Here is a 15,295-nt window from a genome sequence, read left to right on the forward strand (position 1 = left end):
CTCAAGCTTTTTTTATATGCTTTATTCAATAGATTATTTTTTAGGAAGTTAATATATGAAAAGTTTTTTATTTCGTCTTTATTTGGCTTGGATGAAATTCCGTGCCCGTTTTACCACGATGGAAAACAACAATATCGTGATTTTGAATGGTTCAGGTCGTTCTGGCTCTAATGGCTATGCCTTTTATAAATGGCTACTGCTTAACCATCCTGAATACAACACTACTTTGGTTGAACCATGGCCATCCTCCCACCTTAAATGGGAAACTTGGCAAAAGATTGGTGCAGCGCGCTACGTTATTACTACGCATCAACCTTTTAAGGTGCGCAAACACCAAATTAATGTTCAATTGTGGCACGGCATTCCATTGAAGCGAATGGGCATTATGGCCAATAATACTAAGTACCGCGACAATAAGCGTAATGAAAAGTTGTGGCATAAAGCAGCTGATATTGTAGCTTCAAGTTCTGATTTGTACGAAACTCTAATGAGTGCCTGCATGGCAATTGAAACTAAGAAATACCATAAGATCGGTTTTCCTCGTTTAGATCTTTTATCAAATCCTACTATTAGCAAAAAGCAATTTTTAAAAGATATGTTCAATGTGGAAGATGATCAGGCACAGATTGGTATTTACATGCCTACTTTTAGATATGAGCTTGAAGACAAGTCGATCATGGACAAGATAAAGGAAGGTAACTTCTTTGCCTTTGACGACTTTGATGGTGAAAAGTTAAATAAAGAATTAAAGAAGCGTCATCAGTATTTGGTAGTGAAATTGCATCCCTACGAAATGCGCTTATTTGCCAACTTCAAAAGTAATTATTCAAACATCGCCTTTTTAAACAATAACTACTTGTTTGACAATAACTACGACTTATATGAATTACTAGTCAACACCGACTTCTTAATGACGGACTTCTCATCAATTTACTTCGACTACTTGCATTTAAACAAGCCGATTGTCTTCGTCACTAACTTCCTGCAGCAATATGAAAAAACGCGTGGTCTATTGATGGGTCCATACGGTGAAATTACCCCGGGAATTAATGTTAATTCTGAGCGCGAATTAATTGCCAACTTGGATCACTTAGATAACCAACAAATCGCTAACCGTCGCTTGTACTGGCTACATTTGACCAGCCAAGTGAAGGGAACATATTGCGAAAAAGTCTTTAAATTTATGACGCAAGAGTATAGAGGATAATATGCGAAAAACATTTTTAAATATTCTGTATAACGCGGTCTACCAGATTTTTATTGTCTTAGTGCCACTGATTACTGTGCCATATTTGTCTAGAGTTTTAGGACCAAAGACATATGGTATCTACAGCAGCGTTAATAACACTGTACAGTTTTTGATGATTTTTTGTATTCTGTCAGTTTCCTATGTCGGGATGCGGACAATCTCAAGAACGCGGACTTATGGTACACCAGAAGAATTAACTAAAGCTTTCTGGGGCTTGTGGTATTTTCAAGGCATTGCCGGCGTAATTACTATTGCATTGACCGTCTTTATTACGACTGTTTTTCACGTGCAATACTGGTTCTACATTTTATTAATGGTGCCATATTTAATTTCAGCACAAGTAGATATTTCCTGGTTCTTCCAAGGGCTAGCCGACTTCGGTAGAGTTGTGCTTAAAAATACAGCAGTAAAATTAGTCAGCGTAGTTTTGATCTTATTGTGGGTTAAATCACCAAGCGATTTGTGGAAATATTTGTTGATCATGTCTGTTTCAACAATGCTTGGGTCATTTGTCTTTTGGTTTGATATCCACCGCTACGTTGGCAAGCCTGTAGCTCATTTTTATAAATTTAAAAAGACAGCAATTGCTATCGGAACCTTGATGATTCCACAGATTGCCACCCAAATTTATACTTCGCTTGATAAGCCAATCTTGGGACTTTTTTCTAGTTCTACGCAAGTATCTTTTTATGATAACTCTCAGCGCATTTCCAACATGATTTTGGGTGTGATCACCAGTATTTCTTTGGTTATCATGCCTAAGATGGCTAGTGAAGGTAAAGATGCTCAAAAAGTTGTGATGAAAAAGTCACTTGAAGCTACCGTGATGCTAGGGACTTTGTTTGCTGTGATCATTATGGCTAACACCAAGCAATTCGTGCCGTTTTTCTTTGGTAATAAATATATCCCAATGACGCCATTAATGTTTTGGTTCACACTGACCATTATCATGATTCCAACCGGTGGTGTATTTGCCAATCAGTTTGCCTTGGCTAATCGCCGTGATAAGGACTATGCTGTACCTGTAGTGATTGGGGCTATTTTAGAAATTATCTTAAGCTACCTTCTCGACCGTCATTACGGCGCTATGGGCGCAATGATCGCCATCTTAATTACAGAAGCCGTAGTTTTGGTACTTCGTTTGTGGGTTGTGCGCGACGGCTACGAATTTAAGTATGTTTTCCACGACGTGCCTAAATACTTTTTAATTGCGATCGTTACCTTGGCGGCAGGGATGTTTATGCCTAACTTTATTCCTTCAGCCTTTTTCAACATGGTATTCAAATCAATTGTGATGCTGATTATCTACATGGCATTGATGTTCTTATTAAAGCTAGACTTCAACGAAGACATTATCAAGCTATGCAAGAATTTCTTTAAACGAGGTAGAAAATGATTCCAAAAACAATTCATTATGTATGGGTTGGGCATAATCCTAAAAGCAAGATCATCCAAGAATGCATTGCCACTTGGAAGAAAAATTTGCCTGATTTTAAATTTGTGGAATGGAACGAAGACAATTTTGATATGCATGAAAATAAGTATATTGAGCAGGCATATCACGCTAAAAAGTGGGCCTTTGTTTCAGACTATATTCGAGCACGCGCTATTTATGAGCAAGGTGGCATTTATTTAGACACTGATGTGCGAGTAATTAGTGATTTAACGCCATTGCTCAATGATCGTGCTTTTATTGGCTTTGAAAATAATGATTACTTGTCAGCTGCAATTTTTGGTGCAGAAAAAGGCCACCCATTTATGCAGGACATCTTGGACTACTACAAAGACCGCAACTTTGAATATGACGTGAACAATCAAATGGCAGGGGTAAACAGCATTTCTGTAACCGACATGTTGATTGATAAGTATGGACTAAAAATTGGCAACCAGGAACAAATGTTAAAAGAAGGCATCCATGTTTATCCTGACGGCGTTTTGTGCAACCCTTCAAAAGATTCTAAGAGTATTCACCTATTTACAGGAACTTGGATGAACGGTAAGCATTCTATTAAACATAAGATTGTGACTGACTTAAAGCGCCATATTAATACACCAAAAGGTGCAGGCATTTATGCGAAGTGGATTCGATGAAACAAGAAGAATTACAAAAGTTAACAGAAAAAATTTCAAGGGACTATTTTAACCGTCCCTTTTTGCATACAGTAAAAATTAATCGCAGGATGACCACAACAGGTGGCCGCTATCATTTAGATGACCATCATTTAGAAATCAACGCGCATTTTCTTGAGCCGCGATATCATGATTATTTAGTGGGCATTATTAAACATGAACTGTGCCACTATCATTTGCATTTACTGGGTTTAGGCTACCAGCACAAAGATCGCGATTTTAAAATACTGCTTAAAAAAGTGGGTGGCAGTCGTTATGCGCCAGATATTGGATTGAAAAAAGCACGGAAATATAAATATTTGTATGAATGTGAAAATTGCGGCTTGAAATATCCACGAATGCGAAAAATTAATACCAATCGGTATAGATGCGGTAAATGCAAGGGGCGCTTGCGATTAGCGCGCACTTTTTAAAGTAAATAATAAATAAAAATAAATTATTTTCAAATTTTACTTGCACATCACTCGATTTTAGTCTATTATAGTTACTGTTCCGCGGGCGTGGCGGAATGGCAGACGCGCAAGACTAAGGATCTTGTGATCGCTTTAGATCGTGGAAGTTCGAGTCTTCTCGCCCGCACCAATTAAGAAGTCGCAGTGAGCGACTTCTTTTTTTTACTCAAAAATCGGGTATACTTGAGTTAATTGTATTAAAGGAATTAGAACTATGGCAAAAAAGCGTAAATCAAGAATACCAAAAAGTGTAAAACTCGTTGTTCGTGTATTTATAATTTTATTTGTTTTGATGGTGGCCTTCGTCGGCTTTCGATACTATCGTCGCTACGCAATTCAATCTGAACAAATTAGACAAGCACAGCTTCAACGTAAACAAGAAGAGGCTAAACTGCTTAAGCAGAGAAAAGATTTCATTAAAAAGATTGGGCCAATCGCGCGTGAAGTGGATAAATCCTATGATCTTTTGCCAAGTATTACGGTTGCGCAAGCTTGCCTTGAAAGTAATTATGGTCAAAGTGATTTGTCACAAAAATACAACAACTTGTTTGGCGTAAAAGGAACCAACCCAAATACGTCTGCCGTAATGACAACTAAAGAATATGTCAAAAACAAGTGGGTCACTGTTAAGGCGCGTTTCCAAATATACGACTCATATGAGGCTTCTATTCGAGCTCACGCTAGATTGTTCCAAAATGGGACTACGTGGAACCACAAGCAATATCAGCACGTTTTAGCGGCAAAAGATTATAAGACGCAAGCTAAAGCACTAGTCACAGATGGTTACGCCACCGACCCAGATTATGCAGACAAATTGATTAATTTAATTGAACAATTTGATCTAGAAAAATATGACAAGTAATTTTTAAAGCAACGAATGTTCGTTGCTTTTTTGGTATGATTAAAGAAGAGTTTTTTGAAGAAATAATTTCTCTATTGCATTGTTTTGCTATGGGAGATTATTCTTCTAAGAAAAACTTAAAAAAACAAATTAAAGATTTAAGTAATAAATAACTATAAAAACTGAGAAAGGCGGTGAAAGCTATGACGAACAAAAAGAAAAAGGGCAGACAAGAACTTAAGCAAGAGCTTAAAGAAACTATGGCTCATCTTACTGTTTTGTGCGATAGTTACTACATTTACGACAATCCTATGCTGGATGAATTATTACACTGGAGTAATGACTGTTATAACGAACTCACTTATTTAGTGCGCAGACATTATTTCAATAATATCCGTGCTTTCAAGCATGAACTTCATATGAGCAAGGCACGTCATATAAAGCAAACACCTAAGTTTGGTAAGAGCTTAACGGCTACTGAATTAGCTAGAGCAATCAAAGAGCAGTCGCAAGAAGGGCAAAATACCCTTTATTTTGACTGTATTAATACTAAGATTATTAACTCAATTGTAAGAAACGTACAACATGCTTGGACTTCTTATTTTAAAGCCAAAAGTGATTTCAAGACACACCCTTATAAATATCTATCTGCACCTAAATTGCCCAGCTATCTAGCTAAAGGTAAACGACATTCTACTGAACTAGATACTCAGACGATTAAGGTTAAGGATGATTATATTGTCTATGACAAGCTGGGGTTAAAGGTGAAAATGTCGCCATACCTTAAAGAAGCGGTCTATGGTAAAAGTAATGATCTATGGCTAAATAAATTAGAACCCAGGAGAAGAATCAGAAGCTTTTGGCTCAAACCAATTACTAATGGTGTTAAGCTTTGTGTTTCTTATATAGTTTCTAATGAGCCTCTGACTACTTATAAGGGCTTGCCTGTCCCTAAAAGACAGAAAGGTATAATTGTAAGTGGCGATCCCGGTGTCGATAATCTTTTAGCCTTAGTGACTAATAATACGGATTTTGCTCCACTTATTATTAATGGAAAAGGTATTAAATCGGTTAATCACTACTATAACAAGCGTAAAGCTCTCTTACAGGTTAAAACTACTCAATGTAAGCAAAAAGGCATTACTGTTCATAAGAAAGATGGTACGATTCAAACCATTTACCATACCGGCAAGCGCTATAGTCGTTTAACCGAGTGGCGCAATAATAAAATCTTAGACGCAATCCACAAAGCAACCGATCGTGTCCTTGAATATGCGATTAGCTGTGGGGCTGAAAAGATTATTATTGGACGTAACAAGTATTGGAAACAAAAGACTAAGATGGGTAAACAAACTAATCAAAATTTCGTAGGTATTCCTCATCGGCAAGTTATCATGCTTCTTGAATATAAGGCGAAGCGTTATGGTATTGATGTGATTTCACAGCCAGAGGCTTATACCAGTCAAACCAGTTTCTTCGATTATGAAGAATCCATCTGGAAGAACGGCAATAAAAGCCGAAAGAGGCAAGGCAAAAGTCCAATAAATAGACGTATTCACCGCGGTCTGTTTAAGAGCAATCAAGGCATTCTAATTAATGCAGATATTAACGGAGCTTTACAGATTGCACATAAATATGATAATAATTTCAATTTACAGGTATTCCGCAATAGCAATGGCAAAAAAGCTACTGAAAAGCGGGTAATCGGGTTGGTGTCACACCCCGATAAATGGTCTCCTGTTTTTTAGGAGTATCAGTTTATAAATAATTTTGGTAAAAATGCTAAGCAGTTAGCTTGAATGATTATAGTTTAAGAACAGAAATTGAATGAATTTCTCGCCTTAGATGTTATGACTAATCATGATTGTTAGCTAGGCAGTATTTTTATAAAGATTGATATAATTTGTATCAACTTGAAACAAAATTTGTGACATAATATTTAAGTTGCAATCAATGAATTATTTTTGTGAAGGGGACAATAATGAGCGAAAAATCTATCTTAGCTGGTTTGAATCCGCAACAGAAAAAAGCTGTTGAGACAACTGAAGGCCCACTTTTGGTCGTTGCTGGTGCAGGTTCAGGCAAAACTTCTGTATTGACAAGGCGTATTGCTTACTTAGTTGAAGAAAATCAAGTGGCACCATGGAATATTTTGGCCATTACCTTCACTAACAAGGCTGCAACTGAAATGCGTGAACGTGAGCAAAAATTGCTTGGCCCAGCCGCAGAAAATATTTGGATGTCAACTTTCCACGCTCTTTGCGTAAGAATTTTGCGTCGAGATGCAGATAAGATTGGCTACAGCCATAACTTTTCAATTGCAGACTCAGCTGAACAATTGACTTTGGTTAAGCACATCGAAAAGGACTTAAATATCAATCCTAAGATGTATGACCCACGTGGCGTTTTAGCTGCAATTTCTAATGGTAAAAACGATCTGCTTGATCCAGAAGCTTTTGAAACTGCTGCTTCATCACCTTTTGAAAAGATGGCAGCCAAGATCTATAAGGAATATCAAAGAAGATTGCGCAGAGACCAAATCATGGACTTTGATGATTTGATCATGCAGACATTAGTTTTGTTTAAAAAAGATCCAGAAACGCTGCATTATTATCAAAATAAGTTCCGCTATATTTTGGTTGACGAATACCAGGATACTAACGAAGCACAATATCAATTGTGTCATGCATTAGCTGCGCAATATAAGAATATCTGTGTTGTTGGGGATGCCGATCAGTCAATTTACGGTTGGCGTGGCGCTAACATGGAAAACATCATGAACTTTGAGCATGATTACCAAAAAGACGGCGTAAAAACTGTTAAATTGGAACAAAATTACCGTTCAACTGGTCACATTTTGTCTGCCGCAAACTCAGTGATTAAGAATAATCAGAACCGTAAAGACAAGAACTTGTGGACAGATCAAGGCGAAGGACAAAAGGTTACTTACTACCAAGCTCAAAGCGGCGATGACGAAGCACACTACATCATTTCTAAGATCCAAGAAGAAGTTAAAGATAAAAAGCGTGCATACAAAGACTTTGCGGTTCTTTATAGAACTAACGCGCAATCACGTACAGTCGAAGAAGCCTTTGTTAAGTCAAACATTCCTTACCAAATTGTTGGTGGTCACAAGTTCTATGACCGTAAGGAAATTAAAGACATCATGGCTTATTTGAAATTAGTGGCTAACCCTGCCGATACAATGAGCATGAACCGAATTATTAATACGCCTAAACGTGGAATTGGTGCAGCAACTGTGGATAAGTTGTTAACTTTTGCCGATGATAATCACTATAACGTGCTAGATGCGATGGACCATGTGGCAGAAAGCTCAATTAGCACACGTGCTGCTAAGAAACTTAATGATTTCGGTGCAAAATTGCGTGATGCAATTGTTTATGCACAAACTAATGGCGTAACTGGTTTAACTGAAAAGATCTTACAAGACTTCGATTATACTGATGCTTTGAAGGCTGAAAACACTATTGAAGCCGAAACTAGACTTGAAAACTTGGACGAATTCTTGTCAGTAACTAAACGTTTTGACGACCATTATGAACCAGATGAAGATGAATCAAATCCACTAAGTGACTTCTTAGCTGAAGTATCTCTTTTGAGTGATCAAGATGATTTAGACGAAGACGATAACCAAGTAGCTTTGATGACTTTGCACGCTGCTAAAGGTTTGGAATTCCCAGTTGTCTTCTTGATTGGCATGGAAGATGGCTTGTTCCCACTTCAACGCTCAATGATGGATGATAGTCAACTTGAAGAAGAACGTCGTCTAGCTTACGTTGGAATTACCCGTGCTAAGCAAGAACTGTTTTTGACTAATGCATATTCACGTATGATGTACGGTAGAATGCAGAACAATCCACCTTCAAGATTCTTGGATGAAATTGATTCTAAGGACCTCCATAAAGAAGAAAATGAAGGCTTGAAGAACAGCTTTATTCAATCAAGCTATTCAGCAACATCGGCTCCATTTGCTAGAAAAGAAGAGCGTGCTCGTGCACAAGTTTACACAGCTAAAAAGGCTAGTGGTGCTGTTGGTGCTGAAAAGAAGGGCTGGAACGTCGGCGACCAAGTAGAACACAAATCTTGGGGCCGCGGCGTTGTAACTAAGGTTAGCGGTACAGGCGAAGACATGGAACTTGATATTGCCTTTACAGGTAAGGGTATCAAGAGGCTTTTAGCTGCGTTTGCACCAATTAAAAAGGTATAATTTGACTAAAAGATATTTTAATCAGGAGGCAAGAAATGGCAGAAATTACTCTTGATGAAGCCAAAAAAGAGGCTGCTTCACTTAGAACCCAATTGAATAAATGGGCTGATGCATACTACTCAAAGGATGCACCCGTAGTTGAAGATAATGTCTACGATCAAAGCTATGAACGCTTATTAAAACTAGAAAAAGATTTCCCTGAGATAGTCACACCTGATTCAATTACTCAAAGAGTTGGTGGACAAATCGACAGTGACTTTACTAAGGTAGAGCACCCAATTCCTATGCTTTCAATGGGGGATGTCTTTTCAAAAGAAGAATTAAAAGAATTTGACCAACGTATGCAAAAGTTAGTTGGTCATCCTGTGGAATACAATGTTGAATTGAAGATCGATGGTTTGTCATTGTCACTTGAATATGAAAACGGCAAGCTAGTTCGTGCTTCAACTCGTGGTAATGGTTACGTTGGTGAAGACGTAACGGCCAATGCGCACTACATTGCCGATATTCCGCAAACTTTACCTGAGCCTTTAACTATTGAAGTTCGCGGGGAATGTTATATGGGCAAAGAAGCCTTTGCCAAGTTAAATGAAGAGCGCGAAGAACAAGGCTTAAGCGTTTTTGCTAACCCTCGTAATGCGGCAGCGGGATCACTTCGCCAGCTCGATCCTAAGGTAACTAAGAAGCGCCAGCTAAGCACATTTATCTATACTTGGGTAAATCCGCCACAAGGCATTACTAGCCAGCACCAAGCAATTGAGCGCATGCATGAGTTAGGCTTTCACACTAACGAAACCGGCCGTAAATTAGCTACGCTAGATGAAATCTTTGCCTTTATTGATGAATATACAGCTAAGCGTAACAGCTTAACTTATGGCATCGACGGCATTGTTTTAAAGATCGATGATTTAAATATCGAGCAAACTTTGGGTAACACTGTTAAAGTGCCACGTTGGGAAATTGCTTATAAATTTCCACCAGAAGAACAAGAAACTATTGTCCGCGACATCGTTTGGACAGTTGGTCGTACCGGTGTTGTAACGCCTACTGCTGTGATGGATCCAGTTCAACTTGCAGGAACTACTGTAGCGCGTGCTTCTTTGCACAATCCCGATTACTTAAATGAAAAGGGTGTCCGCATTGGCGACACGGTTAAGTTGCACAAAGCCGGCGACATTATCCCAGAAATTTCTGAGGTTGTTTTAGCTAAGAGACCAGCAGATTCAGAACCTTACAAGATTCCTGATACTTGTCCTTCCTGTGGACAAAAGTTAGTTCACTTAGAAGATGAAGTTGCCCTTCGTTGCATTAACCCATCTTGCCCAGCTCAAGTAGAGGAAGGTATTACGCACTTTGCTTCCCGTCCTGCTATGAATATCGCTGGTTTGGGTCCCAAGATCGTTAAGCAATTAATTGCCCAAGATTTGGTTCATAACGTCGCAGATCTTTACCACTTAACTGCAGATGATTTAGCTCAACTTGACCACTTTAAAGAAAAATCAATCAATAATTTGCTTACTGCAATTAATAATTCCAAGTCAAATTCAGTTGAATTATTGATCACTGGTCTTGGAATTGACCACGTTGGTGCTAAAGCTGCACGTTTAATTGCCCAAAAATTTAAAAATCTGTCAAAGATTATGGCTCAAGGCGTGCAAGATATTGCTTCAATAGATACAATAGGCATGACGATTGCTGAATCGATGACTACGTATTTTGCTCAACCAGAAGTGCAAAAGTTAATTGAAGAATTACGCGAAAGCGGCTTGAACATGGATTATCTTGGTGAAGATGAAGAAGAAGCTCCTGACAATCCATTTAAAGATAAAACGGTTGTATTAACTGGTAAATTAGAGCATTATACAAGAAGTGAATTTACCAAGAAATTGCAAGCATTAGGTGCCAAGGTTACAGGTTCTGTTTCTAAGAAAACTAACTATGTAATTTATGGTAAAGATGCCGGATCAAAATTTAATAAGGCCGAGCAATTGGGAGTTCCACTTTTAACCGAAGAAGAAGCAATTGCACAAATTGAATAAAGGGACAATTATTGTGAAAAAATATTTGCAGATTATGGCTTTGGCTGGGGTAATGATTACCCTGAGTGGTTGTGGCCGATTAAAAGATTCAAGTTTAGCCAACAATGCGACAACTACTTCTACAACTAAGAAAAAGAATTATCAAACGACTAACACAGGCACTAGCGGCTACAGCGTTTTGTTAAAAAATGGTCGCTACGTTACTAGTCCTATTTCTGGTTTAACAGCTACTGATAACGATAATTCAGTAGATACCAGAGAATTAGAACGTGGTTTGATTCAAATCTCTAAGAACCAATTTTCAACTAACCAATATGTTTTCCAAGAAGGTCAATATCTAGATACTTCAACTGTTACTGATTGGCTGACTAGAAAATCCAAGAGCAATCCAAATGGTTTAAACCCTGCTAATAATGGCAAGACTGGTACAGACACCAGAAATCCAATTTATTTGGAAGAAATTGTTGAACAAGACTACTTGACTGGTTCTGGTTCTAAATATTCAATCGGCGGGATGAGCTTAGGCTTAGCCATGAATTCCGTTGACTATTACCAAAAGAAGCGTAACGGTGCCGAATTCCAAACCGATATTTCAAGAGCTGACCAACGTGCTCAAGGCGAAAAGATGGCCAATGAAATTGTCGCTCGTTTGCGTAAAAAGAAGGCTTTGAAGAATATTCCAATTACTGTTGGATTGTTCTCAAAGACCGGAAAAGATTCATTAGTTGGCGGAACTTACTTCGCTTACGGGACAGCGGCGTCTAATAGTAGTAAAATAACTAAATGGAAATCCGTGTCGGAAAAAATGCAAGTTTTGCCGACAACTGGTAATGAAAAGGCAATTAACAGTGACGATGCATCGCACTTTAATGATTTCAAGACGTCTATTCAAAATTATTTCCCTAATATTAGTGGGGTAACGGCAACTTTGCGTTATGATAATGGCAAGCTGGCTCAAGAAAATATTTCGGTAACGACCCAGTTTTATGGCTACGAGCAAATTCAAAGTTTTACTCGTTTAGCCTTGTCAACGGCAAAGAAGTATTTGCCTAATAATATTCCAATTGAAATTAGGATTGGATCGGTTGACGATGTACAAGCTTTAATTGCTAAGGAAACCGGCGATAGTGATTATCAAGTCCATGTTTATGGCGGCGAATAGGAGGTATTTGCGTGGAAATCACAAAAGATACTATTAAACACGTTGCGACTCTTTCGCGACTTGCGTTTAATGAGGAAGAATTAGATAAATTTACTGATCAAATGGGATCAATCATCAACATGGCTGATCAACTTAGTGAAGTTGATACTGAAGGTGTTGATGAAACTGTCCAAGTTGTTGATCGTGATACTGTCTTCAGAGAAGATAAACCTGAACACTGGCAAGGACAAACTAGAGAAACTTTGATGGAAAACGTTCCTGAAAAGGCTAACGGCTACATTAAGGTTCCTGTAATTATTAATAAGGATGAGGACGAGTAATGAATTACTTAAACGAAAATATTGATTCATTAAACAAAAAGCTTGCCAGCGGTGAATTGTCAGCAGATAAGTTGGCTAAAGACACTGTAGCAAACATTAAAGATACAGATAAGAAATTAAACGCTTGGATCACTGTTTTAGATGATGCAAAGCCTGCAGAAAACCTTGACTACTCAAAGAGCAAGTTAGCAGGTATTCCAATTGCTATTAAGGACAACATCATCACTAATGGTGTTAAGACTACTGCTGCTAGTCACATTTTGTACAACTATATGCCAATGTACGACGCAACAGTTATTTCTAAGCTTAAGAAGGCTGGCGCAACCTTTGTAGGTAAGACCAACATGGATGAATTCGCTATGGGTTCATCAACTGAACACTCATACTACGGTGCTACCCACAACCCTTGGAACTTAGACAAGGTTCCTGGTGGTTCATCCGGTGGTTCTGCAGCAGCAGTTGCCGGTGGTCAAGTAGTTGCAGCCTTAGGTTCAGATACTGGTGGTTCAATTCGTCAACCTGCCGCATTTAACGGTATCTTTGGTATTAAGCCAACTTACGGCCGTGTATCTCGTTGGGGTCTTATCGCATTTGGTTCTTCACTTGATCAAATCGGTGTAATGACTAAGCGCGTTAAGGATTCAGCAGAAGTATTGAACGTTATTGCTGGTGCAGACGAACACGATTCAACTGTTTCAACTCGTGAAGTTCCTGACTTTACTAAGTTCATCGGTCAAGATGTTAAGGGCCTTCGCGTAGCTGTTCCTAAGGAATACATGGAAGCAGTTGACGGCAAGATGCGTGAAGTTATCCAAAAGCAAATCGATGCTTTAAAGGATGCTGGCGCAATTATCAACGAAGTATCATTGCCACATACTAAGTACGTAGTTCCTGATTACTACATCATCGCTTCAAGTGAAGCTTCATCAAACTTGCAAAGATACGATGGTATTCGTTACGGCTACCGTGCAAAAGACACTAAGAACTTACTTGACGTTTACGTTAAGTCACGTTCTGAAGGCTTTGGTACAGAAGTTAAGCGTCGTATCATGCTTGGTTCATTTGCACTTTCAGCTGGTTCATACGACAGATTCTTCAGACAAGCTGCTAAGGTTAGAACATTAATTTGCGATGACTTTGACAAGATCTTTGCTGAAAATGATGTAATTGTTGGACCAACAACTACTGAACCTGCATTTGGTATTGGCGAAGAAGTTTCTGACCCAATCAAGATGTACAACAACGATATTTTGACTATTTCTGCAAACTTAGCAGGTATTCCTGCAGCTAGTGTTCCAGCTGGTTTAGTTGACGGCATGCCTGTCGGCTTACAAATTATGGCTAAGCGTTTTGATGAGGGTAATGTCTTCAAGACTGCTGACTTTATTGAACGTTCTAACAAGTTTTATGAAAAAACACCAACTGGAATGGAGGACTAATTGAATGAATTTTAAATCGACTATCGGACTTGAAGTCCACTTCGAATTAAAGACAAAGAGCAAGATTTTCTCTCCTTCACCAGTAACCTACGGTGCTGAACAAAACACGGAGACTAATGTTATTGACTGGGCTATGCCTGGTACTTTGCCAATGGTTAACAAGAACGTTTACCGTTTAGGTATTATGGTTGCCATTGCTACTCATGCTCACATTTTGCCAACTACTCACTTTGACCGTAAGAACTACTTCTATCCTGATAACCCAAAGGCTTACCAGATTACTCAGTTCTTCCAACCACTTGCTCGTGACGGTTATATTGAAGTTGAAGTTCGCGGCAAGAAGAAGAGAATCGGTATCCACGAAATGCACATCGAAGAAGATGCCGGTAAGAACACTCACGGAACCAACGGCTTTTCATACGTTGACTTGAACCGTCAAGGTGTTCCACTTCTTGAAGTTGTTTCTGAACCTGACATGGAAGACCCAGAAGAAGCTTACGCATACCTTGAAAAATTACGTAAGATTGTTCAATTTACTGGTGCTTCTGACGTTAAGATGGAAGAAGGTTCAATGCGTGTTGATACCAACATTTCTATCCGTCCTGCAGGTCAAAAGGAACTTGGTACTAAGGTTGAAATGAAGAACTTGAACTCATTTGACCACGTTCGTCGTTCACTTGCATACGAAGAAAAGCGTCAAGAACAAGTTCTTTTAGCTGGTGGTCACATCCAACTTTCAACTCGTCGTTTTGACGAAGCAACTGGTAAGACTGTTTTGGAACGTGTTAAGGAAGGTGCTTCTGACTACCGTTACTTCCCAGAACCAGATATTGCTCCTGATCACATTAGCCAAGAATGGATCGATCAAATTGCTAAGGAACTTCCAAAGAGCCCATTTGATCGTTACGATGACTATGTAAACAAGTTTGGTTTGAAGCCATATGACGCAAATGTTTTGCTTCAAACTAAGGAAAGTTCAGACTTCTTTGATGCAGCTGTAGCAGCTGGTGCTGATCCAACTCTTGCAGCTAACTGGATGAACACTCAAGTAAATGGTTACTTGAACGATCACCGTGTAAGTTTGAATGACATTAAGCTTACTCCAGAACACTTGGCAGAAATGATCAAGTTGATCAAGGATGGTACTATTTCATCCAAGATCGCTAAGAAGGTCTTTGCTGAAACTATTGCTAACGGTACTGATCCTAAGAAGTACGTTGAAGATAATGGTATGGTTCAATTATCAGATACTTCAGTATTGGCACCAATGGTTAAGAAGGTTGTTGACGATAACCCTCAATCAGTTGAAGACTTTAAGAATGGTAAGGACCGTGCAATCGGCTTCTTAGTTGGTCAAATCATGAAGCAAACTCGTGGTAAGGCTAACCCTAAGATGGTTAACAAGTTGCTTAACCAAGAATTGCAAAGTCGTTAA

At 38.7% G+C, this 15,295-nt stretch carries 12 protein-coding genes and 1 tRNA gene; all 13 read left to right on the forward strand.

Annotated features, from left to right (window positions below; all coding sequences use genetic code 11):
- Positions 1 to 55 precede the first annotated feature (55 nt).
- The 13 genes from RDN22_RS03715 (at position 56) to gatB (ending at position 15,295) form a co-directional block, all read left to right on the forward strand.
- On the forward strand, positions 56 to 1,207 hold the full coding sequence (locus tag RDN22_RS03715) for a CDP-glycerol glycerophosphotransferase family protein (RefSeq protein ID WP_308556037.1): 1,152 nt from the start codon (positions 56 to 58) through the stop codon (positions 1,205 to 1,207).
- 1 nt (position 1,208) lies between these two features.
- Entirely contained in the window at positions 1,209 to 2,645 is a 1,437-nt protein-coding gene (locus tag RDN22_RS03720) for an oligosaccharide flippase family protein (protein WP_308556039.1), read from the forward strand.
- Positions 2,642 to 3,340 carry a glycosyltransferase gene (locus RDN22_RS03725; RefSeq protein ID WP_308556041.1) on the forward strand — a complete coding sequence of 233 codons (699 nt, stop codon included), beginning with the start codon at positions 2,642 to 2,644 and terminating at the stop codon, positions 3,338 to 3,340. Before RDN22_RS03720 ends, RDN22_RS03725 begins: the two co-directional genes overlap by 4 nt.
- The gene (locus tag RDN22_RS03730) at positions 3,337 to 3,792 is read left to right on the forward strand and encodes a SprT family protein (RefSeq protein WP_308556043.1); all 456 of its coding nucleotides are present in this window, start codon (positions 3,337 to 3,339) and stop codon (positions 3,790 to 3,792) included. Before RDN22_RS03725 ends, RDN22_RS03730 begins: the two co-directional genes overlap by 4 nt.
- A gap of 81 nt (positions 3,793 to 3,873) precedes the next feature.
- Positions 3,874 to 3,961, forward strand: a tRNA-Leu gene (locus tag RDN22_RS03735).
- 84 nt (positions 3,962 to 4,045) lie between these two features.
- Positions 4,046 to 4,693, forward strand: a complete 648-nt coding sequence (locus RDN22_RS03740) for a glycoside hydrolase family 73 protein (protein WP_308556045.1) — start codon at positions 4,046 to 4,048, stop codon at positions 4,691 to 4,693.
- Positions 4,694 to 4,875: 182 nt separating this feature from the next.
- Complete coding sequence (locus RDN22_RS03745) at positions 4,876 to 6,420, forward strand: transposase (RefSeq protein ID WP_308556047.1); 1,545 nt, start codon at positions 4,876 to 4,878, stop codon at positions 6,418 to 6,420.
- A gap of 233 nt (positions 6,421 to 6,653) precedes the next feature.
- Positions 6,654 to 8,900, forward strand: a complete 2,247-nt coding sequence (gene pcrA / locus RDN22_RS03750) for a DNA helicase PcrA (protein ID WP_308556049.1) — start codon at positions 6,654 to 6,656, stop codon at positions 8,898 to 8,900.
- A 35-nt stretch (positions 8,901 to 8,935) separates the two neighbouring features.
- A complete protein-coding gene (gene ligA, locus RDN22_RS03755; RefSeq protein WP_308556051.1) occupies positions 8,936 to 10,939 on the forward strand; it encodes an NAD-dependent DNA ligase LigA in 2,004 nt (667 codons plus the stop codon).
- A gap of 13 nt (positions 10,940 to 10,952) precedes the next feature.
- On the forward strand, positions 10,953 to 12,101 hold the full coding sequence (locus RDN22_RS03760; protein WP_308556053.1) for a CamS family sex pheromone protein: 1,149 nt from the start codon (positions 10,953 to 10,955) through the stop codon (positions 12,099 to 12,101).
- Positions 12,102 to 12,112: 11 nt separating this feature from the next.
- Positions 12,113 to 12,421: an Asp-tRNA(Asn)/Glu-tRNA(Gln) amidotransferase subunit GatC gene (gene gatC / locus RDN22_RS03765; protein ID WP_308556055.1), complete on the forward strand. Its 309-nt coding sequence runs from the start codon at positions 12,113 to 12,115 to the stop codon at positions 12,419 to 12,421.
- Positions 12,421 to 13,860 carry an Asp-tRNA(Asn)/Glu-tRNA(Gln) amidotransferase subunit GatA gene (gatA, locus tag RDN22_RS03770; RefSeq protein ID WP_308556057.1) on the forward strand — a complete coding sequence of 480 codons (1,440 nt, stop codon included), beginning with the start codon at positions 12,421 to 12,423 and terminating at the stop codon, positions 13,858 to 13,860. Before gatC ends, gatA begins: the two co-directional genes overlap by 1 nt.
- A gap of 4 nt (positions 13,861 to 13,864) precedes the next feature.
- Positions 13,865 to 15,295, forward strand: a complete 1,431-nt coding sequence (gene gatB, locus RDN22_RS03775) for an Asp-tRNA(Asn)/Glu-tRNA(Gln) amidotransferase subunit GatB (RefSeq protein ID WP_025005412.1) — start codon at positions 13,865 to 13,867, stop codon at positions 15,293 to 15,295.

Origin of the sequence: uncultured Lactobacillus sp., assembly GCF_902491705.1 — a bacterium.
Classification (GTDB): Bacteria; Bacillota; Bacilli; order Lactobacillales; family Lactobacillaceae; genus Lactobacillus.

What these genes read in the sequence shown, in the direction of transcription:
- RDN22_RS03745 (WP_308556047.1), top strand. Translation starts at nt 4,876, where the DNA reads ATGACGAACAAAAAGAAAAAGGGCAGACAAGAACTTAAGCAAGAGCTT.
- gatA (WP_308556057.1), top strand. Translation starts at nt 12,421, where the DNA reads ATGAATTACTTAAACGAAAATATTGATTCATTAAACAAAAAGCTTGCC.
- RDN22_RS03730 (WP_308556043.1), top strand. Translation starts at nt 3,337, where the DNA reads ATGAAACAAGAAGAATTACAAAAGTTAACAGAAAAAATTTCAAGGGAC.
- RDN22_RS03740 (WP_308556045.1), top strand. Translation starts at nt 4,046, where the DNA reads ATGGCAAAAAAGCGTAAATCAAGAATACCAAAAAGTGTAAAACTCGTT.
- RDN22_RS03715 (WP_308556037.1), top strand. Translation starts at nt 56, where the DNA reads ATGAAAAGTTTTTTATTTCGTCTTTATTTGGCTTGGATGAAATTCCGT.
- ligA (WP_308556051.1), top strand. Translation starts at nt 8,936, where the DNA reads ATGGCAGAAATTACTCTTGATGAAGCCAAAAAAGAGGCTGCTTCACTT.
- RDN22_RS03720 (WP_308556039.1), top strand. Translation starts at nt 1,209, where the DNA reads ATGCGAAAAACATTTTTAAATATTCTGTATAACGCGGTCTACCAGATT.
- pcrA (WP_308556049.1), top strand. Translation starts at nt 6,654, where the DNA reads ATGAGCGAAAAATCTATCTTAGCTGGTTTGAATCCGCAACAGAAAAAA.
- gatB (WP_025005412.1), top strand. Translation starts at nt 13,865, where the DNA reads ATGAATTTTAAATCGACTATCGGACTTGAAGTCCACTTCGAATTAAAG.
- RDN22_RS03725 (WP_308556041.1), top strand. Translation starts at nt 2,642, where the DNA reads ATGATTCCAAAAACAATTCATTATGTATGGGTTGGGCATAATCCTAAA.